This is a genomic window from Streptomyces sp. NPDC048436 (assembly GCF_043200355.1).
GTDB lineage: Bacteria > Actinomycetota > Actinomycetes > Streptomycetales > Streptomycetaceae > Streptomyces.
On the sequence record NZ_JBICXP010000006.1, the window covers coordinates 201,013 to 220,580 of the forward strand.

20 protein-coding genes are annotated in these 19,568 nt (G+C 71.7%); 10 read left to right on the top strand and 10 right to left on the bottom strand.

The annotated features are described in order from the left end of the window. Positions 1 to 68: 68 nt before the first annotated feature. The gene (gene argG, locus ACGFX9_RS22260) at positions 69 to 1,517 is read left to right on the top strand and encodes an argininosuccinate synthase (protein WP_393474537.1); all 1,449 of its coding nucleotides are present in this window, start codon (positions 69 to 71) and stop codon (positions 1,515 to 1,517) included. An 82-nt stretch (positions 1,518 to 1,599) separates the two neighbouring features. On the opposite strand, the gene ACGFX9_RS22265 is transcribed toward argG, so the two are convergent. The 3 genes from ACGFX9_RS22265 to ACGFX9_RS22275 form a co-directional block, all read right to left on the bottom strand. Then, positions 1,600 to 1,941, bottom strand: a complete 342-nt coding sequence (locus tag ACGFX9_RS22265; RefSeq protein ID WP_393474540.1) for a hypothetical protein — start codon at positions 1,939 to 1,941, stop codon at positions 1,600 to 1,602. A gap of 149 nt (positions 1,942 to 2,090) precedes the next feature. Then, positions 2,091 to 2,714 carry a hypothetical protein gene (locus tag ACGFX9_RS22270; protein WP_393474543.1) on the bottom strand — a complete coding sequence of 208 codons (624 nt, stop codon included), beginning with the start codon at positions 2,712 to 2,714 and terminating at the stop codon, positions 2,091 to 2,093. Positions 2,715 to 2,978: 264 nt separating this feature from the next. Beyond that, complete coding sequence (locus ACGFX9_RS22275) at positions 2,979 to 3,920, bottom strand: helix-turn-helix domain-containing protein (protein WP_393474546.1); 942 nt, start codon at positions 3,918 to 3,920, stop codon at positions 2,979 to 2,981. Positions 3,921 to 4,029: 109 nt separating this feature from the next. On the opposite strand from ACGFX9_RS22275, the gene ACGFX9_RS22280 reads away from it, so the two are divergent. Continuing rightward, a complete protein-coding gene (locus ACGFX9_RS22280) occupies positions 4,030 to 5,088 on the top strand; it encodes a saccharopine dehydrogenase family protein (RefSeq protein ID WP_393474549.1) in 1,059 nt (352 codons plus the stop codon). Here the strand turns inward: ACGFX9_RS22280 and ACGFX9_RS22285 are convergent. Beyond that, complete coding sequence (locus tag ACGFX9_RS22285; RefSeq protein ID WP_393474551.1) at positions 5,085 to 5,693, bottom strand: TetR/AcrR family transcriptional regulator; 609 nt, start codon at positions 5,691 to 5,693, stop codon at positions 5,085 to 5,087. The two genes, ACGFX9_RS22280 and ACGFX9_RS22285, sit on opposite strands and share 4 nt — an antisense overlap. Positions 5,694 to 5,818: 125 nt before the next feature. Beyond that, the gene (locus ACGFX9_RS22290) at positions 5,819 to 6,079 is read right to left on the bottom strand and encodes a hypothetical protein (RefSeq protein ID WP_393474554.1); all 261 of its coding nucleotides are present in this window, start codon (positions 6,077 to 6,079) and stop codon (positions 5,819 to 5,821) included. 183 nt (positions 6,080 to 6,262) lie between these two features. On the opposite strand from ACGFX9_RS22290, the gene ACGFX9_RS22295 reads away from it, so the two are divergent. The 5 genes from ACGFX9_RS22295 (at position 6,263) to ACGFX9_RS22315 (ending at position 11,495) form a co-directional block, all read left to right on the top strand. After that, positions 6,263 to 6,643, top strand: coding sequence for a BlaI/MecI/CopY family transcriptional regulator (locus tag ACGFX9_RS22295; protein ID WP_393474557.1), 381 nt, complete (start codon positions 6,263 to 6,265; stop codon positions 6,641 to 6,643). A gap of 6 nt (positions 6,644 to 6,649) precedes the next feature. Then, a complete protein-coding gene (locus tag ACGFX9_RS22300) occupies positions 6,650 to 7,582 on the top strand; it encodes a M56 family metallopeptidase (protein WP_393474560.1) in 933 nt (310 codons plus the stop codon). Between the two features lie 207 nt (positions 7,583 to 7,789). After that, positions 7,790 to 9,127, top strand: a complete 1,338-nt coding sequence (locus ACGFX9_RS22305) for a hemolysin family protein (protein ID WP_393474563.1) — start codon at positions 7,790 to 7,792, stop codon at positions 9,125 to 9,127. Next, complete coding sequence (locus tag ACGFX9_RS22310; protein WP_393474566.1) at positions 9,124 to 10,149, top strand: hemolysin family protein; 1,026 nt, start codon at positions 9,124 to 9,126, stop codon at positions 10,147 to 10,149. Before ACGFX9_RS22305 ends, ACGFX9_RS22310 begins: the two co-directional genes overlap by 4 nt. Before the next feature lie 152 nt (positions 10,150 to 10,301). Further along, complete coding sequence (locus tag ACGFX9_RS22315; RefSeq protein ID WP_393475389.1) at positions 10,302 to 11,495, top strand: acyltransferase family protein; 1,194 nt, start codon at positions 10,302 to 10,304, stop codon at positions 11,493 to 11,495. 16 nt (positions 11,496 to 11,511) lie between these two features. Here ACGFX9_RS22315 and ACGFX9_RS22320 read toward each other — a convergent pair whose 3' ends face one another. After that, positions 11,512 to 12,504, bottom strand: a complete 993-nt coding sequence (locus ACGFX9_RS22320; RefSeq protein WP_393474569.1) for a GlxA family transcriptional regulator — start codon at positions 12,502 to 12,504, stop codon at positions 11,512 to 11,514. Between the two features lie 52 nt (positions 12,505 to 12,556). On the opposite strand from ACGFX9_RS22320, the gene ACGFX9_RS22325 reads away from it, so the two are divergent. Together ACGFX9_RS22325 and ACGFX9_RS22330 are read left to right on the top strand one after the other, a co-directional pair. Then, positions 12,557 to 12,952: a cupin domain-containing protein gene (locus ACGFX9_RS22325; RefSeq protein ID WP_393474572.1), complete on the top strand. Its 396-nt coding sequence runs from the start codon at positions 12,557 to 12,559 to the stop codon at positions 12,950 to 12,952. 84 nt (positions 12,953 to 13,036) lie between these two features. Further along, on the top strand, positions 13,037 to 13,285 hold the full coding sequence (locus tag ACGFX9_RS22330; protein WP_393474575.1) for a holin: 249 nt from the start codon (positions 13,037 to 13,039) through the stop codon (positions 13,283 to 13,285). A 9-nt stretch (positions 13,286 to 13,294) separates the two neighbouring features. Here the strand turns inward: ACGFX9_RS22330 and abc-f are convergent, their stop codons facing one another. The 4 genes from abc-f to ACGFX9_RS22350 all read right to left on the bottom strand — a co-directional run bounded on the left by abc-f (position 13,295) and on the right by ACGFX9_RS22350 (position 17,873). Further along, the gene (gene abc-f / locus ACGFX9_RS22335) at positions 13,295 to 14,926 is read right to left on the bottom strand and encodes a ribosomal protection-like ABC-F family protein (RefSeq protein ID WP_393474578.1); all 1,632 of its coding nucleotides are present in this window, start codon (positions 14,924 to 14,926) and stop codon (positions 13,295 to 13,297) included. 10 nt (positions 14,927 to 14,936) lie between these two features. Then, the gene (locus ACGFX9_RS22340) at positions 14,937 to 15,950 is read right to left on the bottom strand and encodes a hemolysin family protein (RefSeq protein WP_393474581.1); all 1,014 of its coding nucleotides are present in this window, start codon (positions 15,948 to 15,950) and stop codon (positions 14,937 to 14,939) included. Continuing rightward, entirely contained in the window at positions 15,947 to 17,278 is a 1,332-nt protein-coding gene (locus ACGFX9_RS22345; protein ID WP_393474584.1) for a hemolysin family protein, read from the bottom strand. Before ACGFX9_RS22345 ends, ACGFX9_RS22340 begins: the two co-directional genes overlap by 4 nt. A gap of 169 nt (positions 17,279 to 17,447) precedes the next feature. Continuing rightward, a complete protein-coding gene (locus ACGFX9_RS22350) occupies positions 17,448 to 17,873 on the bottom strand; it encodes a GNAT family N-acetyltransferase (protein ID WP_393474587.1) in 426 nt (141 codons plus the stop codon). 108 nt (positions 17,874 to 17,981) lie between these two features. On the opposite strand from ACGFX9_RS22350, the gene ACGFX9_RS22355 reads away from it, so the two are divergent. Beyond that, complete coding sequence (locus ACGFX9_RS22355; RefSeq protein ID WP_393474590.1) at positions 17,982 to 19,547, top strand: PQQ-binding-like beta-propeller repeat protein; 1,566 nt, start codon at positions 17,982 to 17,984, stop codon at positions 19,545 to 19,547. Positions 19,548 to 19,568 lie beyond the last annotated feature (21 nt).

A 19,568-nucleotide genomic window follows, 5' to 3' on the forward strand; every position in this document is an offset into this window, starting at 1 on the left:
AACGGGGGAATTCAAGCAGCCCGGCACGCGACGTTGCATGACCATGCGGGATGCTGCATACTCTTCCTATGTCCAAGGTCCTCACCTCCCTCCCCGCCGGCGAGCGCGTCGGCATTGCCTTCTCCGGCGGGCTCGACACCTCCGTCGCCGTCGCCTGGATGCGCGACAAGGGCGCCGTGCCGTGCACGTACACCGCCGACATCGGCCAGTACGACGAGCCCGACATCGCCTCCGTGCCCGGTCGAGCCTCCGCCTACGGCGCCGAGATCACCCGGCTCGTCGACTGCCGTGCCGCGCTGGTCGAGGAAGGGCTCGCGGCGCTCGCCTGCGGCGCCTTCCACATCAGGTCCGGCGGGCGCCCGTACTTCAACACCACGCCGCTGGGGCGAGCGGTGACCGGCACGCTCCTGGTGCGGGCCATGCTCGAGGACGGGGTGCAGATCTGGGGCGACGGCTCCACGTTCAAGGGCAACGACATCGAGCGGTTCTACCGCTACGGCCTGCTCGCCAACCCGCACCTGCGGATCTACAAGCCCTGGCTCGACGCGGACTTCGTCACGGAGCTCGGTGGCCGCAAGGAGATGTCGGAGTGGCTGCTCGCGCACGAGCTGCCCTACCGGGACTCGACGGAGAAGGCGTACTCCACGGACGCCAACATCTGGGGCGCCACGCACGAGGCCAAGACGCTTGAGCACCTCGACACCGGCGTCGAGACCGTCGACCCGATCATGGGCGTGCGGTTCTGGGACCCCGCGGTGGAGATCCTCACCGAGGACGTGACGATCGGCTTCGAGCAGGGCCGCCCCGTGACGGTCAACGGCAAGGAGTTCGCCTCCGCGGTCGACCTCGTCATGGAGGCCAACGCGATCGGCGGCCGGCACGGCCTCGGTATGTCCGACCAGATCGAGAACCGGATCATCGAGGCCAAGAGCCGCGGCATCTACGAGGCGCCCGGTATGGCGCTCCTGCACATCGCCTACGAGCGCCTGGTCAACGCGATCCACAACGAGGACACCCTGGCCGCGTACCACAACGATGGCCGACGCCTCGGCCGGCTGATGTACGAGGGCCGCTGGCTGGACCCGCAGGCGCTGATGATCCGCGAGTCGCTGCAGCGCTGGGTCGGCGCGGCGGTCACCGGCGAGGTGACGGTGCGGCTGCGGCGCGGCGAGGACTACTCGATCCTCGACACCACGGGCCCCGCGTTCAGCTACCACCCGGACAAGCTCTCCATGGAGCGGACCGAGGACTCGGCGTTCGGTCCGGTGGACCGGATCGGCCAGCTCACCATGCGGAACCTGGACATCGCCGACTCCCGTGCGCGCCTTGAGCAGTACGCGGCTCTCGGCCTGGTCGGCGGCGGCCACCCGACGCCGATCGGAGCCGCGCAGGCGGCCTCGACCGGGCTGATCGGCGCCATGGACCAGGGCGGCGCCCAGGCGATCGCCTCGCGCGGCGAGGCCACGGACGAGGAGACGTTCCTGGACCGCGTCGCGATGGAGTCCGGCACGGACTGACATCGGTCGGCGGCTGTACGCGACCCGGGCGGGCCCCGGCGGATCCTGATCCGCCGGGGCCCGCCTGATGTGCGATCTCGGACTAGATGCGCAGCAGCCGCTCTGTGGCTTCGCGGTACTGGCGCAGCGCGAGCCGGAGTTCTTCGGTCTGCGCTTCGGTGTCCTGGCCCTGCCAGGTCGCGCGCAGGCTGCGGCGCTGCTCCGCGAGGGATTCGGTCAGGTGCCTGACGGCGTCGTCGAAGAGCGCGTCGGCCTCCTCCACCGACTGGCGCGGACTGTCGACGAAGCTGTTGAGGGCGTCCTGCATCCGCGTGCCGAGCTTGTCCTGTTCCTCCCGCGGAAGCAGGGCGGAACCGGTGGCACGGCCGGAGGAGGCGCCGGTGAGCGACTCGTGCGGCGCGCGGCCGGGTTCGCCGGGTTCCATGCGGGGCGCGTGCGATCCCCCACGCTGCTTCCCGGGAGCCGGGCCCTCGGGCGTGCCGTCGGGCCTACCGGCGGGCGGGCCTACCGGCGGCGGGGTCACGGGCGCGCTTGTGGGCTCGGGTTGCTGCGGGCGTCGCTGGTCGAACGTCATCACAGGCCACTTCCCTTCGGGTGGCGCCGGGCCGAGGCCCACGGCGCCCGGCCGCGGTTGTCGATGGAACGCTGCGGGTTGCCGCGGTGCGAGTCGACCGCGTGCTCGGAGACCAGCGCCTCGAAGAGGTGGCGGCCCTCGACCATGGCCTCACGCATCTCCTCGGTGCTGTTCTGGCCGCGTACCGCGGTGTGCATGCTGCGGTAGCCGTGGACGGCGTGCGCGTGGTGCACGGAGAGCGCGGCCACCTGGTCCTCGTACTGCGCGCCGTCGGGGAAGCCGCGGTCCCTGGCCAGGCGCGCGAGGAGCGCGTCGGCCTCGGTGACGGCCTTGTGCGGTGACTCGACGAACTGCTCCTGGATGTCCGCCCACCCGGCGAGGTAGCGCTCGCGGGCGCCGGGCGGCAGGGGCTCCTGCTTGAGGGAGCCGTGCCGGTGCACGCGCTCGCGGAGCTCACGCTCGGCCGCCTTGACGTCGCCGTCGTGACGGGCCACGGTGTGCTCGTACTCGGGTCCGAAGCGGTGCTTCAGCCCGCCTCCGCCGCCCCGGGCTCGCCGCAGTCCGACGAAGAGGACGGCGGCTGCCGCGAGAACGACCACGGCGATGATGACGGCGGTGATCATGGCTGCCTCCTTTGGCTCTTGATCCGTTGGCCGCTCTGAATGTTGCGCTGGTACTGCGCTGGTACTGCTCCGGTTTCGTTCCGGTGTTGTTCTGGCGCGACCCCAGCAGTCCTGTCGGCTCGCTCAGCGGTGAGGCCGGCCGATGGGCATCCACGCCACGTGGTTACCGATCGGGGCTCCTGTGATCAGCGGCTGAACGACTGTCCCTGGGTTCGCATGGCGGCCGAGTACCCCTGTGTTCGGCAAACAGTCAGGGGCATTTCGTCATACGGCGCCGAAGGTCCGCCGGTAGGCCTCGGGGGGCAGGCCGGTGACCCGGGTGAAGTGCCGCCGGAGCGTGGCGGACGTGCCCATGCCGGTCCTGGCCGCGATGCGTTCGACGCTGTCGTCGCCGGACTCCAGCAACTCCTGTGCGAGACGCACGCGTTGACCGAGGAGCCAGCGAAGTGGCGCGGTCCCGGTGACGGCGTGGAAGTGCCGGGCCAGGTTGCGGCTGCTCATGCCCGCCTGCCGGGCGAGGTCCTCCACCGTGAGCGGCTCGTCGAGCCGGGCGAGCACCCAGGGGAGCAGCTCGGCCAGCGGATGGTCGCGCCCGTGGGCCACCGGCGCCGGGATGAACTGGGCCTGGCCGCCGTCCCGGTGAGGTGGCGTCACGAGGTGCCGGGCCAGGGCGTTGGCCACCGTCGCGCCGTGGTCGGTGCGCACGATGTGCAGGCACAGGTCCATGCCGGCGGACTTCCCGGCCGAGGTGAGGACGCTGCCCTCGTCGGTGAAGAGCACCCCGGCGTCGACCGTGACCCGCGGATATCTGGCGGCAAGACGGTCGGTGTGGGCCCAGTGCGTGGTGGCGCGACGGCCGTCGAGGAGCCCCGCGGCGGCCAGGACGAAGGCCCCGGTGCACAGCGCGACGATCCGGGCCCCTGCCGCGTGGGCGGTGCGAAGGGCGTCGATCAGCTCGCCCGGCGGGTCCACGTCGACGTCGCGCCAGGCCGGCACGATCACCGTCTGCGCTGCGGCTACAACTTCGAGGCCCTGGGCGGTCTCGACGCGCATCCAGTCCCCGACCCGGGCCCCGTCCGGACCGCACACGGTGAAGGAGTACCAGGGGTCGGCCAGGTCGGAGTGGTCCGTGCCGAAGACCTCGAAGGCCGCCGCGGCCTCGAAGAGCATGCTGCCGTCGGGAAGCGCCATCGCCACAGTCCGCATGTCCGAAACTGTACGCCCCTCGTCGTTTCAGCCACTGGTGGGGTGAGCACCTGGGGACAGATCATGGTCGGGCAGGGCACAACCGCCCTCCGGACACCGGGAGTCAACGATGAGCAACGCCCTTTCCACGCCTGCCACCGGCGCTTGGATCGACGGACGGTTGGTCGCCGTCGTCGGCGCCTATGGCCACACCGGCCGTTTCGTCGTGGCGGAACTGCTGCGCCGCGGCGCGACGCCGCTGCTCGTCGGACGGGACAAGGGGAAGCTCGACGCGCTGCGCGACCTCGCCCCCGGCGCTCCGATACGCGTGGCATCCACCGAGGACGCCGCCTCCCTCGACCGCGCACTCGACGGGGCGGCGGCGGTCATCAACGCCGCGGGACCGTTCCTCCGGACCACCCTTCCCGTCGCTGACGCGGCGCTGCGGGCGGGCATCCCCTACCTGGACGTCGCCGCCGAACAGGGCGTCACCGCCGAGCTGTTCGACACCTACGACGACCGGGCGCGGGCGGCGGGCGTCGTCATCGCGCCGTCCCTTGCGTTCTACGGCGGGCTCGGCGACCTCCTTGCCACCGCGGCTCTGGGGGACTGGCCGGACGCGGACGAGATCACCCTCGCGTACGGCCTCGACAGCTGGCACCCGACCCAGGGCACCCGGCTCACCGGGGAGACCAACGCGGGGCAGCACCTCGTCCACACCGGCGGTGCGCTGCGGCCCTTCGACTACTCCCCGGACACCTTCGCGTGGGACTTTCCGGAGCCGCTGGGCACCCAGGAGGCCAACGCGTTCGCGACGGCCGACCAGGTCACCCTGCCGCGCCACGTGCGGACCCCCGAGGTGCGCGCGGTGATGAACCTGGCCCCGCTCAAGGACATCCGCGCCGAGGAGACGCCGGAGCCCGTCCCCGCCGACGCCGACGGGCGCTCCGCGCAGACCTTCCTCGTCGAGGCGGTCGTCCGACGCGGCGCGGAGACCCGCAGCGCGGTCGCGGGCGGACGCGACATCTACGCCGTCACCGCACCGCTCGTCGTGGAGGCCCTCGCACGCATCCTCGACGGACGGTGCGCGGCGCCGGGTGTACGCGCGGCGGGGGATGCGTTCGACGCCGTGGACTTCCTCAAGGCCCTCACCCCCGAACACCTCACCCGGCTCGACCTGCCCGCCTAGTCCGGCTGCTGGTCCGGCTGCAGCGAGAGCCAGATCCGGTCCGGCAGGAAGCGTGCGGCCTCGGTGAGATCCATGTCGTACGTGCTGGCGAGCCAGCGGTGAGCGGCCTCGGCGACCGGCCCCATGACCAGGACTTCGAGAACGGGTCCCGGCATGGGGGCGATCTCACCCGCCACGACCCGCGGCAGCATCCACTCCGCGATGACCGCCAGCTTGGCCGCCTTGGCCGTGCGGATCTGCTCCGCGTGCGCCGCGAGACGGCCGGAGTAGGCGCAGGCGTGCAGGAAGAGCGCGGCGTCCGGGTGCTCCTGGGTGAAGCGCAGATAGGAGGTCACGAGTGCGCGGACCCCGGTGCGGGCGGTGCGCGCGCGGTTCAGCTCGGCGATCATCTCGTCGAACAGCTGCTCCATGCAGCGGGTGTACAACGAGGCGGCGAGGCCCTCGAAGCTGCCGAAGTGGTGGTAGAGGCTGCCGAGACTGACGCCGCCGGCCGCGGTGACCGCGGTGACGGTGAACCCGGGCTGGCCCGACTTGGCGTACACCTCGAGCGCCGCGGTCAGGAGCTTGTCGACGGTGGCCTCGCCGCGCTGTTGCTTAGGCGCCATGTTCCGCCGTGCCCATGGGGCCGCTGTGCGTCATGGGCGTCACCCTATCCCAGCAAAACTAAAATACTTATCTAGAAATCTGCTTCAAAAATGCGACCTCGCGGACGTCGGCGGCCCTGGAATCCCTACGCGTCCGCGACCCGCACCGAGAGCCCGTAGTCCAGCTCGGACCCGTCGACCAGGAGTGCTTCGACGGTGCGCGTCGCGGGGTCGATGTCCGCCACCATCCCGTCCCCCGCGTACCGGGGAAACCCGGAGGCCCCGGTGTCGCCGGTGGCCTCCACGACGGCCGAGCGCAGGGCGTCGCGGGCGTCGGTCGTACTCTCGCCGTTCCCCGAGAACTCGGGCACCAGCAGGATCTCGAAACGCTGCGGGACAATAGTCATGCTCGTGACGCTAGACAGGAGTCGCGCCCCGCGCACGTCCACCGCTGCCGGCCGGCGTGAAACTGGCCGCCGGTCAAGGGTCAGCTCGACCCGGGGCGGCCCCAGAGCCGCCGCCCGAGCGCCCACCTGCGGGCGGGCGTTAGCCTCATCCACGACGGCGAGGCAGTGGAAGGGAGACCGGGCGTGGCGGAGCAGCGGCGGCGGCGCGGGCAGGGCGAGCTGGAGGCGCAGGTCCTGTCGGCCCTGCGTGCGGCGGAAGGCCCGGCGACGGCGGGCTGGGTGCAGGAGCGGCTCGGCGCCGACCTGGCGTACACGACCGTCGTGACGATCCTGACCCGCCTCCTGGAGAAGGGCGCGGTGACCCGCGAGCGTGCGGGCCGCTCCTTCGCGTGGACGCCGTCGTCCGACGAGGCGGGTCTCGCCGCGCGCCGGATGCGCAAGGTGCTCGACGGTGAGAGCGACCGCGAGGCGGTCCTCGCCAGTTTCCTCACCGCGCTGCCGCCGGGTGACGAGCGGCTCCTGCGTGAGCTGCTGCGGCAGGCCGAGGCGGAGAAGGACGTCTGAACCGCCATGGGGATGTTCGTCCTGTTGCCGCTGGTGCTGCCCCTGACGGCCTGGCCGGTCGCCCGGCTCGCCGAGCAGCGGCTGCATCCGCGGGCCGCCACCTGGCTCCTGACGACGGTGGCCGCGGTCATGGCGCTCTGCAGCACCCTGTGCCTGGGCCTCCTGATGGTCGTCGGCACCGCGCAGCTGCCCGGCAACCCGCTGCCGGACGGCTGGTCGGACCCCGAGGTCCGCGCGGCCGTTCCGTACGACGAGGTCGCGGGGCGTCTTGCCATCCCCGGGCTCATCGCCGTCGCCCTGGCCTGCGGCAGGACGCTGTGGCACCACCGCCAGGTGCGACGCCGCGCCCACCGCGCGCTGGCCGGGCTGCCCGGAGCGGCCGTCGCGGTCCTGCCCGACGAGACGCCCTACGCGTACGCGCTGCCCGGCGGCGCCCGCGACCGGGTCGTGGTCACCACCGGACTGCTCGCCTGCCTCGGCCCCGCCGAGCGCCGCGCCCTGTTCGCCCATGAACGCGCCCACCTCGCGACCCGGCACCACCGCTACCTGCTGACCGTGCAGCTCGCGGCGCGCGCCAACCCCTTCCTGCGCCCGTTGCGCACGGCTGTGTCCTACACCACGGAGCGCTGGGCCGACGAGGACGCCGCCCACGCAGTCGGCGACCGCAGGGCCGTCGCCCGCGCGATCGGCAAGGCGGCCCTGCGCTCCCGGGGCGCCCCGGCACCGACCCTCGCCGGCCTCGCGGCGCCGGGGCCCGTACCGCGCCGGGTCGCGGCCCTGCTCGGCCCGGCTCCCGCGGCGCGCAGCTGGCCCTCGGTGTTCACCGCCGTGGGGCTCGCCACCTGGGCGGCGGCAGCGGGGGCCGCCGTCTCGGCCATGTCGTCGGCTAACTCCGCCGTGACCATGGTCCTGATCCTGCACGCGGCCACCCCGCTGTAGGACCTTTCCGGCCCAGGACCGCGCCTGCTCGCTTTGCCGTTCCTTTACAGTGTCTGTAGAAGCACCACCGCTTCCATGCCACCGCCCTCGTACGACACTTCGTACGAGTACGAGAAGGAGCCACGGACCCGCAATGGGTGAGCCTCCCAGTACGAACCGTGCCATGTCCCGCCCGCTGTCCGAGCGTGAGGGAACGGAGGTGGCACGGTGACCGAGATCCTGCTTCTGCTGCTCGCCCTGCTCCTCACGCTCGCCTGCGCGCTGTTCGTCGCGGCCGAGTTCTCCCTGACCACCGTCGAGCGCGGTGACCTGGAGCGCGCCGCCGCGGCGGGGGAGCGCGGCGCCGAGAGTGCCCTGAAGGCGGTCCGGCGGCTGACTCTCCAGCTGTCCGGGGCCCAGCTCGGCATCACCGTCACCTCCCTGGTGATCGGCATGCTCGCCGAGCCGTCCCTCGCGGCGCTCCTGCGCGGCCCCCTGGAGGCGGCCGGCCTCGGCGGCGCCGCCCCGACCGTGGCCACCCTGCTCGGCGTGGTCCTCTCCACCGTGGTCCTGATGGTCATCGGCGAGCTGGTGCCGAAGAACTGGGCGATCGCACGCCCGCTGGCCGTCGCGAAGGTGGTGGCGGCACCCCAGCGCGGCTTCACCACCGCGTTCGGGCCGTTCATCCGGCACCTGAACAACACCGCGAACCACGTCGTACGCCGTTTCGGCCTTGAGCCCGCCGAGGAGCTGGCCTCCGCGCGCACCCCCGAGGAACTGGTCGCCCTCGCCCGGCGCTCGGCAGCCGAGGGCGCCCTGGAGGCCGACTCCGCCGAACTGTTCGTCCGCACCCTGCACTTGAGCGAGCTCACGGCGGAGAACGTGATGACCCCGCGCGTCGACGTACGGGCCCTTGAGGCGCACGCCACCGCCGCCGACGCCGCCAACCTCACGCACGCCACCGGCCTGTCCCGCTTCCCCGTCTTCCGCGACAGCCTGGACGAGGTCATCGGCACCGTACACATCCGTGACGTGCTCGCCCTGGCCCCCGACGAACGGCAGCACACCCCCGTCACCGAACTGGCCACCGAGCCCCTGCTGGTGCCCGACAGCCTGCCCGCCGACCGGCTCCTGGAGCGGCTGCGGGAGACCCGCACCATGGCCGTCGTCATCGACGAGTACGGCGGCACGGCCGGGGTGGCGACCGTGGAGGACATCGTCGAGGAGGTCGTCGGTGAGGTCCGCGACGAGCACGACCCGGTCGAACTCCCCGACCTGCTGCCCGCGCAGACGGGGCAGGACGGCCGGACCGTGTGGGAGGCGGACGGCAGCGTACGCATCGACCAGCTCGCCGCCATAGGACTCAGCGCGCCCGACGGGCCGTACGAGACCGTGGCCGGCCTGATCGCCACCCGCCTGACCCGCATCCCCGCCAAGGGGGATGCCCTCGACCTCGACGGCTGGCAGCTTGCGGTTCTGGCGGTCGAGCATCACCGCGCCGACCGGATCCGCATCACCGAACCGGCACTCCAGGTGCCCCGCCAGGCCATGGAGGAGGCACGATGACCACCCTGCAGCTCATCATCGGTGCCCTGACGTTGCTCACCAACGCGTTCTTCGTCGGCGCCGAGTTCGCCCTGATCTCCGTACGCCGCAGCCAGATCGAACCCCGTGCCCAGGAGGGCGACAAGCGCGCCCGCATCACCCTGTGGGGCCTGCAGCACATCTCCGCGATGATGGCCACCGCCCAACTCGGCATCACCGTCTCCTCGCTGGTGCTCGGCGCGGTCGCGGAACCCGCCATCGCGCACCTCCTGGAGCCCGGCTTCGAAGCGGTCAGCATCCCGCACGCGCTCGTGCACCCGATCGCCTTCGTCATCGCCCTGACCGTGGCGACGTATCTGCACATGCTGATCGGCGAGATGGTTCCCAAGAACATCGCGCTCGCCGCGCCCGCCCGGACCGCCCTGCTGCTCGGCCCGCCCCTCGTGGCGCTCACCCGCGCGCTCAAGCCCGTCGTCTTCGGCATCAACGCCTTCGCCAACACGCTCCTGAAGCTGCTGCGGGTCGAACCGAAGGACGAGGTGGAATCCGTCTACACCGACGACCAGCTCGCCCGCATGGTCGTCGACTCCAGCGCGGCAGGACTCCTGTCGGCGGCCGACGGCGAGCGGCTGCGCGACGCCCTGGAGCTCGGCACCCGGCCGGTCGGCGAGATCCTCGTACCGGCCGCCAAGATGCGCACCGTCGATCACACGGTCACCCCGGCCCGCCTGGAACGGGTGGCGGCGGACGCGGGCTTCTCGCGCTTCCCGGTGACAGGGCCTGACGGCACCCTGCTCGGCTACCTCCACATCAAGGACACCCTGGGCATCGCCGAGCGCGACCGGCCCTTCCCGCGCACCTCCCTGCATGTCGTCACGCGGGTGCACATCGACACCCCGCTCGACGACACGCTCACCGCGCTGCGGGCGGCCGGCAGCCACCTGGCCGCGGTCACCGGCGCGAGCGGCACGGTGCTCGGCTTCGTCACCATGGAGGACGTCCTGTCCGAACTGGTCGGCCCTTCACCGGCGGTGCTCGGCTGATTCACAGGTGGCGTGGCTGTACGGGCGGGGGCTTGGGTGGCTAGGGTGCCGGTGATGTTCTACACAGGTGTAGCACCCGCATTCCATGCAAGAAGCGAGGCCGCGGGCCCGGGTTCCCCCGGGAGGTTCCCGTGAGTGAGCCTGTCCGCTCGATGGACCGCTCGATGCGTTCGGCGGACCGGTCGGGAGACCGGTCGGCGGACCGGGCCGGATCGCTGAGGGCGCCCCTGCCCACCGCGCGCAGCACCCCGCCGGTGGCGCCCTCGGCCCCGGCCTCTTCGACCACATCCTGGGCGCCGAAACCCTTGGTCAAGGGCCGGGACGCGTTCTTCGACAACGCCAAGTACCTGGCGATCGTGCTGGTCGCGATGGGCCATGCCTGGGAGCCGCTGCGCGGGGACAGCCGGGCCGCCGCCGCGCTCTACATCACCGTCTACAGCTTCCACATGCCGGCGTTCATCGTCATCTCCGGCTATTTCTCGCGCAGTTTCGACGCGAGCCCAGGCCGCCTCAAGCGCCTGGTGACGGGCGTCGCGGTGCCGTACGTCCTCTTCGAGGTGGCGTACACCTTCTTCAAACGCTGGGCGGACGACGACCCGTCGTACCCCATCAGCCTGCTCGATCCCTGGTACCTGACCTGGTTCCTGGTCGCGCTGTTCGTCTGGCGGCTCACCACCCCGCTGTGGAAGGTGGTGCGTTGGCCGCTGCCGCTCTCCCTCGCCATCGCGGTGCTCGCATCGGTCTCGCCCGACATCGGCGACGACCTGGACCTCCAACGGGTGCTGCAGTTCCTGCCGTTCTTCGTGCTCGGCCTGTGCCTCAAGCCCGAGCACTTCCAGATCGTGCGCCGCCGGGAGGCCAGGATCCTCGCGCTGCCCGTCTTCGCGGCTGCCCTGCTCTTCGCCTACTGGGCGGCACCGCGCATGAACGCCGCCTGGTTCTACCGCCGTGACAGCGCACAGGAACTCGCCGCGCCCGGCTGGTCCGGGGGCGTGATGACGCTCGCGATGTTCGGCTGCTCGGCGATCCTGGTCGCGTGTTTCCTCGCCTGGGTCCCCGGCCGCAGGCTCTGGTTCACCGCGCTCGGCGCGGGCACGCTCTACGGCTACCTGCTGCACGGATTCCTCGCCAAGGGCTCCCGCTTCTGGGACTGGTACGACCTCGACTGGCTGCACACGCCGCTCGGCGAGATCACGGTCACCCTGGCCGCCGCGGCCGTCATCACCGTGCTCTGCACCCCACCGGTGCAGCGCTGCTTCCGGTTCGCGATGGAACCCGAGATGGAGTGGGCGTTCAAGAGGGACGCGAAGGCCGTGGCCCGCGGCCGTGGCGCGCACCGGCGCTGACGGGACATGCCCCGCCTCAGTCCGGCGCGGGTCCGAAACGGCGCCGGTACGCCGATGGGGTGAGCCCTGTCTCGCGACGCATCAGGGCGCGCAGATTGGCGGTGGTGCCGAGCCCGCTGCGCCGGGCGACCGTCGCGAAGGGGGCCACGCCCCGCTCGATCAACCGGCAGGCCAGCGCGAGGCGTTCGCCGGTCAGCCAGGCCAGGGGCGTGGTGCCAAGCTGGGCCTGGAAGCGGCGGTGCAGGGTCGCTGGGCTGAGTGCGGCGCGCGCGGCGAGGCCCGGCACGGTCAGGGGCGAGTCGAGCCGCTCCTGGGCCCAGGCGAGGACAGGGGCCAGGGACTCGTCGGGGATGTCGGGCACAGGCCGCTCCACGAACTGCCGCTGACCGCCGTCCCGGTGGGCGGCGAAGACGAGCCGGCGGCTCACCGCGTTGGCCACTTCGGCGCCGTGGTCGCGGCGGACCAGATGCAGCCCGAGGTCGAGCGCGGCGGCGCTGCCCGCGGCGGTGAGGATGTCGCCGTCGTCGACGAAGAGCACATCCGGTTCGAGCCGTACGCCGGGGAAGCGGGCCCGGAAGTCGTCCGCCCACTGCCAGTGCGCGGTGGCCCGGCGCCCGTCGAGCACCCCGGCCTCGGCGAGCGTGAACGCGCCGCTGCAGAAGCCGACGAGCCGGGCCCCTCGGGCGTGTGCCCGGCGAACGGCGTCGAGGACGGCCGGGCGGCGGGGGACTTCGACGTCGGGCCGGTTGGGCACGATCAGGGTGTCCGCCGTGTCGGCCGCGTCCAGTCCGGCGACGCCGGTGAGCGTGAAGAATCCGTCCCGCATCAGGGTGCGCGGCTCGGGCGAGCAGAGCCTGAACTCGTAGAGGTCCCGACCCAGTTCGGGCCTGCGCAGTCCGAACACCTCGGTGGCGCAGCCGAGTTCGAAGGGATTGGAGTTCGCGTCGACGATGACGACGACGCGGTGCGGGCTCCCCGCGTCGCCCGGCTGCGAGGATTCTTGCGACATACGCTATTTCTACCACTCACGGAGGCGTCGGCGCAGACCGGAGGCTGGACACATGAGCAACGAACCCATCGCCCTCACCAAGGCCCTGGCCTCCTTCGACGCCCTGTGGAGTCCCCGCATCGTCACCCGGGTCAACGACTACGACGTACGCGTGGCCAAGGTCGAGGGCGACCATCTCTGGCACGTCCATGACGACACCGACGAGTTCTTCCTCGTACTCGAAGGCGAACTGCGCATCTCCCTGCGCGAACCCGCCGGGGAACGCACGGTCACCCTCCCCAAGGGCGCGGTCTTCACGGTCCCGCGCGGCACCGAACACAAGCCGTCCGCCCCCTCCGGCGCCGCGATCCTGCTCTTCGAACCCACCGGAACCCCGACGGTCGGCGACCGCCACGAGGAGATCCCGGCCCACGTCGACGCGACGACCGGACACAGCCTCACTCTCTGACGGACACGCTGAGCAGGTGGGCAGCGCGGCCCGAACGCGGTATGCCGGGAGTCGACCCGTCAACCACGAGAGGGTGGGCCAGACATGTGGACCGCAGGATTCTGGAAGGCCACCGCGGAGCGCGCGCTCCGCACCTTCGCGCAGGCGCTCGCCGCCGTTCTGGTCGCCGGTGCGACCACCCTCCTGGACGTCGACTGGAAGGCGGCGCTCGCCACCGCGGGGATGGCGACGCTGCTCGCCGTCCTCACGGCGGTCGGCGCCTCGCGCGCCGGGACGCACGGGCCCGGCATCACCGAGACACCCACCGTCCGTCAGAGGCGGCCCGCCCCATAGGGGGAGCCCCTAGCCCCGGACCACCCGTCCGGCCTCCACCGAAAGCCGCTCGCCCCGGAACCGCTCCCGCAGCCGCCGGTCGTGCGAGACCACGACCAGCGTGCCCCGGTATCCCGCGAGCGCTTCGTCGAGCTCCTCGACAAGCGCGGGGGAGAGGTGGTTCGTCGGTTCGTCGAGCAGGAGGAGGTCGGCCGGGCACGTCACCAGGCGTGCGAGCGCCAGGCGGCGGCGCTGCCCCACGGAGAGCCCCTTCACCGGCACGACCAAATCCTGCTCGCGGAAAAGCCCCAGGGACAGGAGAGCTTCCGCGTGGTCCTCCGGCAGCCCCGGGAGATCCGCCGCGAAGGCGTCGAGCAGGGGCCTCGTCGTGTCCTCGTAGGTGATGTACTCGATCTCCTGCGGCAAGTAGCCCACGCGGGCCGGGAGTTGGACCTCCCCACGATCCGGGGTGAGCACCCCGGCCAGGACGCCGAGCAGCGTCGACTTGCCCGCGCCGTTCGCTCCGGTCACCAGCGTGCGCGAACCCGGATCGAGCAGCAGGCGGTCGACGGCGAGGCGCTCGCCCACCGCCACATCCGTCAGGGACACCGGATGTACGAAGGGATGGTCGCCGCCCTCGATCCCCTCACCGACCGTGAAGTGCAGCGGATCCGGCGGCCTCGGCACCGGCTCCGCGCGCAGCCTGCGCAGGCGTTCGCGCGCGTTGCGCACGACACCGGACAGTTGCCCTTCCACCGACCGCTGATGGCCCGCGAAACGGGGGCGCTCGCTCATCCGCCAGCCCGTCGAGAGCCGGTCGGAGCCGCCTTCGGCGAGCCGCTCCTGGCGCGCGACCTCCTCGCTCCACTCGCGGTAGCGCTCCTCCCAGCGCCGCCGGGCCGTGGCGCGCTGCTCCAGATAGCCGTGCCAGCCGCCGCCGAAGCGGTCCACGGCCTGACGGTCGCCGTCGACCTCGACGATCACCTCGGCGACCCGGTCGAGGAAGACCCGGTCGTGGGTGACGGCGACGACCGTGCCCCGGTGGGCGCGAAGGCGCTCCTCCAGCCAGCCGAGCGCCTGGTCGTCCAGGTGGTTCGTCGGCTCGTCGAGGAGCAGGAGCTCGGGCTGCGGGGCCAGGACGCAGGCGAGCGCGAGGCGCGCGGCCTCGCCGCCGGACAGCGAACCAAGGGTGCGGGAACGCTCCAGATGCGGCACGCCGAGACCGTGCAGCGCCGCGTCCAGGCGTGCGTCGGCGCGGTAGCCCTCGCGCGCCTCGAAGGCGGCCACGAGGTCTCCGTACGCGGCGAGTTCGGCAGCCCCCGCCGATCCGAGCGCGCCCTCCGCCGCCCGGATCCGCCGCTCCAGGTCCCGCAGTTCGGCGAGGGCGTCGTCCACCGCGTCCTGCACGGTGGCGTGCGGCGGCAGCCGCAGCGTCTGCGCGAGGTAGCCGGTGCCGCCGTCCGAGACGACGGCCACCTCACCGTCGGCGGGCGTGAACTCGCCCGCCATGACGCGCAGGAGCGTCGACTTGCCCGAGCCGTTCTCCCCGATGACACCGGCCCGCTCGCCGGGCCGCACCGAGAGGGAGACCCGTTCGAGCACGGGCCGCTCCGGATAGCCGTACGACACGTCACGCAGGACGAGTTGACTCACCTTGCACATCCCCCTCGGCTCACACGGGCTGACCGAACAGCTCCCGCAGTACGTCCTCCATGGTGACCATGCCGGCCAGTCTGCCGTCCTTGCCGAGCACCGCGGCCACATGGGTGCGGCTGCGGCGCATCGCGGTCAGCACGTCGTCCAGCGGCGTGCTCTCGCGGACCTGGGCGATCTTGCGCATGTCCGGCACACGGAACGGCAGGTCGCGGGGCGCACGGTCGAGCGCGTCCTTGACGTGCAGGTAGCCGACGATCCGCCGGCCGTCGTCCACCACGGGGAAGCGCGAGAAACCGGACTCCGCCGAAAGCCGCTCCAGCTCCTCGGGCGTCACGCCCACCCGGGCGTAGACCACCTGCTCCAGCGGGAGCACGACATCCCTGACGGGACGGCGGCCCAGCTCCAAGGCGTCGTGCAGCCGCTCCTGGGCGCGGTCGTCGAGCAGACCCGCGTCACCGGAGTCCTTGACCATCCGGGCGAGGTCGTCGTCCGAGAAGGTCGCGCCGACCTCGTCCTTCGCCTCGACCCTGAGCAGCTTCAACAGGCCGTTGGCGAACGCGTTGATCGCGAAGATGACCGGGCGCAGCGCACGGGCGATCGCGACCAGCGGCGGGCCGAGCAGCAGCGCGGTACGCACCGGCTCGGCCAGCGAGATGTTCTTGGGGATCATCTCGCCGAGCAGCATGTGCAGATACGTCGCGAGCGCGAGGGCGATGACGAACGAGATCGGGTGGACCAGACCGTGCGGCACCCCGACCGCGTCGAACAGCGGCTCCAGGATGTGCGCGATCGCGGGCTCGGCGACGATGCCGAGCACCAGCGTGCACAGCGTGATGCCGAGCTGCGCCGCCGCGAGCAGCGCCGAGACGTGCTTCAGACCCCACAGGACGCTCTCCGCGCGCCGGTCGCCCTCTTCGGCGTAGGGCTCGATCTGGCTCCTTCGTACGGAGATGAGGGCGAACTCGGCGCCCACGAAGAAGCCGTTGACGACGAGGGTCGCCAGGCCGATCAGCAGCTGGATCGCGGTCATCGCTCCTCCTCCGGTTCGTCGTCGTGCGAAGGCGCGTGCAGCAGTACGCGGGCGGCGCGGCGACCGCGGGCGTCCACCACGTCGAGCCTCCACTTGCCGACCTCGAAGCTGTCGCCCTCGGCCGGGATGCGGCCCAGTTCGGTGGCGACGAGCCCGGCGAGCGTCTCGTACGGCCCGTCCGGCGCGCGCAGGCCGACGCGGGCCAGCTGGTCGGTGCGGGCGGAGCCGTCGGCGGAGTACAGCGTCCTGCCGTCGTCGTCCGTGCCCGCGGCGGCGATGTCGGGTGTCTCGTGCGGGTCGTGCTCGTCCCGCACCTCGCCGACGACCTCCTCGACGATGTCCTCCAGGGTCGCGACCCCGGCCGTGCCGCCGTACTCGTCGATGACCACGGCCATCGTGCGCTTGCCGGAGAGCCGGTCGAGAAGGCGGTCGACGGTGAGCGACTCCGGTACGAGGAGCGGCTCACGCATCACCTCGGCGACGGGGAAGCGCGCCCTGCGCTCGGCGGGGACGGCCAGGACGTCCTTGATGTGCGCGACGCCGACGACCGAGTCGAGGTTGCCGCGGTAGACAGGGAAGCGGGACAGGCCCGTCGCGCGGGTGGCGTTCGCGACGTCCTCGCAGGAGGCCATCACGTCCAGGGCCATGACCTGGACGCGCGGCGTCATCACGTTCTCCGCGCTGAGGTCGGCGAGGTTGAGCGTACGGACGAACAGTTCGGCGGTGTCCGCCTCCAGGGCGCCCTCCTTGGCGGAGTGCCGGGCGAGCGCCACCAACTCCTTGGGGCTGCGCGCGGAGGCCAGCTCCTCGGTGGGCTGGATGCCGAAGCGGAGCACGGAGCGGTTCGCGGTGTTGTTCAGATGCGCGATGAAGGGGCGGAAGAGGGAGCTGAAGACGCGCTGCGGCGTCGCCACCCGTTTGGCGACGGCCAGGGGCGAGGAGATCGCCCAGTTCTTGGGGACCAGCTCGCCGACGACCATCAGGAAGACCGTCGACAGGGCCGTGCCGATGACCAGGGCCACCGACGAGGCCGCCGACGCGGGGATGCCGACGGCGCGCAGCGGGCCCGAGATCAGCTTGGCGATGGAGGACTCGGAGAGCATGCCGACGACCAGGTTGGTGACGGTGATGCCGAGCTGGGCGCCGGAGAGCTGGAAGGTGAGGTTCTTGACCGCCTTGAGGGCGCCGGCGGCACCGCGCTCGCCGCGCTCGACGGCCCGCTCGAGTTCGCTGCGCTCGACCGTCGTGAGGGAGAACTCGGCCGCGACGAAGACGCCGCAGGCAAGCGAGAGCAGCACCGCCACCAGGAGCAGGAGCACTTCGGTCATCGGGTCACCTCCGTCCCATGATCGGGCAGGGGCCGGGGGAATGCGCGATGTCGGGTACTGGGAGGCTCGCCCATGGGCGGACGCTCACACCTTTCGTAGACGTTCGAGTGGTCCGTCCATATTAAAGGACCAGCAAAGCCCACTCCTGTGCTCCCCGGGGACCGCCTGCTCAGGCGTCGAGGTGCTTCACCCAGCGGCTCCACTGCGGCTGGGGCGCGTAGCCCGCGGCATGCCATGTGTGATGGGCCCGCTCGTTGCGGTCGAGGACCATGGCGTCGCCGCGCCGCCCGCCCAGGCCCACGAAACGCTCCTCCGCCGCGGCGAGCAGCGCCGAGCCGATGCCCTGGCGGCGGTGGTCCGGGTGCACGGCGAGGCGGTAGAGGTGGCAGCGCCAGCCGTCGAAGCCGGCTATCGCGGTTCCGGCGAGGAGGCCGTCGCGCTCGGCGAGGAGCAGGGCCTCGGGGTCCCGTGCGACGAGGCGGGCCACGCCGTCGCGGTCGTCGCTGATGCTCGTTCCCTCGGCGGCCTCGCGCCAGAACCGCAGCACGGTGTCGATGTCCGAAGGGGTCGCGCAGCGGATGTGGAGATCGTTCATGAGGACATGTAAGCAGCGCTACGGTCTGGCGGGGGAGGGAAACCTGTAATGAAAATGTTTTCTAGAAAAGGGCTCTAGTAACGGCGAATCTGGTCCAGACTCTGACTCATGGTCAATCGTGATTCCGAGCCGGTCCACCAGCCGGTACCCGGCAACCCCTACGCGCAGCCGGTGCCTCCCCCCGGCCCCACGCGAAGACGCGGCCTCGCCCTCGGTGCCGTAGCCGTCGCCGTCGTGCTGATCCTGAGCGGCGTGGGCTTCTACGCCGTCACGCGTGGAGACGGGGACGGGGGCGGGAGCGGTTCCCGTGAACCCGTAGCGGGACAGACGCGTCAATCGCCGGACGGCGCACGGGAGTCGGCAGGACCGGACCGGGACGCCGACGCGAAGGACGACGGGTCGGCCGCGGTGATCGACGTCAACGCGGGGCGCAAGCCCGGTGAGGCCAAGGCCTGGCTCGCCATGAACGACATCAAGCTGCCGGGCAAGGGCGCGCAGCTCCTGGACCTCTGGCACGTGCCCGGGATCGTGGCCCAGGCCGAGCACGACGAGGTCACCGGGTACCGGATCGCCGACGGCTCGAAGGCATGGACGGTGCCGCTGCCCGGCACGGTGTGCGACACACCGGTGAACCCCACGTCTGACGGCAAGGTCGTGGTCGCGTACACGACGAGGAAGTCCGAGAGCGGCTCGAAGTGCGACCAGTTGCGGATGATCGATCTGAGAACCGGTGAGAAGGGCTGGCACAAGAAGCTCGTCGACCGCGGCTTCTGGGACGGCACCAGCATGACCCACGTCTCGATCACGGGCAGCACCGTCCTTGTCGACCAGAGCGCCACCATGCGCGCCTACCGGATCCGGGACGGCAAGCGGCTGTACACGACCGAGCGGGAGCGCAAGGGCGGCTGCTCCCTCGACGGCGTCGCGGGCGGATCGAGGCTGCTCCAGGTGGAGTCCTGTCAGCTGGGCAGTCCCAGCACGCACGGCCGGCTCAAGAAGCTCGACCCCCGCACCGGCGACGTGAAATGGAGCTACCGGACGAAGAAGGGCTGGGGCATCCAGAAGGTCTACTCCGTCGACCCCGTCGTGGTCACCGTCCAGAACCGCGACGAGCTGGACAAGTGGGCGGTCGTCGCTGTCGACGACAAGGGGCATCAGCGCTCCTGGATCAGCGTCGACAAGGGGCCGCACGCCTTCGAGATGTGCGCCGGGGCGGGAGACTCCGGCGAGGGCGTACAGAACTGCCCGGGGGCCGCCGTCAGCGCGGACACGCTCTACCTGGCGAGCGAATCCGATGGCGACATCCTGGGGCCCAACAAGGTCGTCGCCTTCGACCTCGGTACGGGCAGGCCCAAGTGGGCCGCGGAGGTCAAGGGCAAGCGGCAGATCACACCGGTGACGGTGGGCGGCGGCGACCGGCCCGGAGTGATCGTCTACGTGCGGGCGACGAGCGGCGAGCCCGGGCAGACCGTGCGGTTCGGCCCCGGTGGCGGCAAGCCGGACGTACTGCTGCGGCACACCTCGTCGGCCCAGAGCATGGAATCCGGCATGTTCGCCGGCAACACCCTGTACACCGGTGGGCGGTTCTTCGTGACCCCGTCGCGCCTGTCAGGCAAGAGCAACGGCTCCGCGGGCGAGGAGGGCGACGCCCGCATGCTCTCCTTCGGCCGCTGAGGCCTCCGTGCGGCAGCGCAG

Excerpts from the sequence above, each read along its gene's own strand:
- argG (WP_393474537.1), top strand. The coding sequence starts at position 69 with ATGTCCAAGGTCCTCACCTCCCTCCCCGCCGGCGAGCGCGTCGGCATT.
- ACGFX9_RS22265 (WP_393474540.1), bottom strand. The coding sequence starts at position 1,941 with ATGGAACCCGGCGAACCCGGCCGCGCGCCGCACGAGTCGCTCACCGGC.
- ACGFX9_RS22270 (WP_393474543.1), bottom strand. The coding sequence starts at position 2,714 with ATGATCACCGCCGTCATCATCGCCGTGGTCGTTCTCGCGGCAGCCGCC.
- ACGFX9_RS22275 (WP_393474546.1), bottom strand. The coding sequence starts at position 3,920 with ATGCGGACTGTGGCGATGGCGCTTCCCGACGGCAGCATGCTCTTCGAG.
- ACGFX9_RS22280 (WP_393474549.1), top strand. The coding sequence starts at position 4,030 with ATGAGCAACGCCCTTTCCACGCCTGCCACCGGCGCTTGGATCGACGGA.
- ACGFX9_RS22285 (WP_393474551.1), bottom strand. The coding sequence starts at position 5,693 with ATGGCGCCTAAGCAACAGCGCGGCGAGGCCACCGTCGACAAGCTCCTG.
- ACGFX9_RS22290 (WP_393474554.1), bottom strand. The coding sequence starts at position 6,079 with ATGACTATTGTCCCGCAGCGTTTCGAGATCCTGCTGGTGCCCGAGTTC.
- ACGFX9_RS22300 (WP_393474560.1), top strand. The coding sequence starts at position 6,650 with ATGGGGATGTTCGTCCTGTTGCCGCTGGTGCTGCCCCTGACGGCCTGG.
- ACGFX9_RS22310 (WP_393474566.1), top strand. The coding sequence starts at position 9,124 with ATGACCACCCTGCAGCTCATCATCGGTGCCCTGACGTTGCTCACCAAC.
- ACGFX9_RS22315 (WP_393475389.1), top strand. The coding sequence starts at position 10,302 with ATGGACCGCTCGATGCGTTCGGCGGACCGGTCGGGAGACCGGTCGGCG.
- ACGFX9_RS22320 (WP_393474569.1), bottom strand. The coding sequence starts at position 12,504 with ATGTCGCAAGAATCCTCGCAGCCGGGCGACGCGGGGAGCCCGCACCGC.
- ACGFX9_RS22325 (WP_393474572.1), top strand. The coding sequence starts at position 12,557 with ATGAGCAACGAACCCATCGCCCTCACCAAGGCCCTGGCCTCCTTCGAC.
- ACGFX9_RS22330 (WP_393474575.1), top strand. The coding sequence starts at position 13,037 with ATGTGGACCGCAGGATTCTGGAAGGCCACCGCGGAGCGCGCGCTCCGC.
- abc-f (WP_393474578.1), bottom strand. The coding sequence starts at position 14,926 with ATGTGCAAGGTGAGTCAACTCGTCCTGCGTGACGTGTCGTACGGCTAT.
- ACGFX9_RS22340 (WP_393474581.1), bottom strand. The coding sequence starts at position 15,950 with ATGACCGCGATCCAGCTGCTGATCGGCCTGGCGACCCTCGTCGTCAAC.
- ACGFX9_RS22345 (WP_393474584.1), bottom strand. The coding sequence starts at position 17,278 with ATGACCGAAGTGCTCCTGCTCCTGGTGGCGGTGCTGCTCTCGCTTGCC.
- ACGFX9_RS22350 (WP_393474587.1), bottom strand. The coding sequence starts at position 17,873 with ATGAACGATCTCCACATCCGCTGCGCGACCCCTTCGGACATCGACACC.
- ACGFX9_RS22355 (WP_393474590.1), top strand. The coding sequence starts at position 17,982 with ATGGTCAATCGTGATTCCGAGCCGGTCCACCAGCCGGTACCCGGCAAC.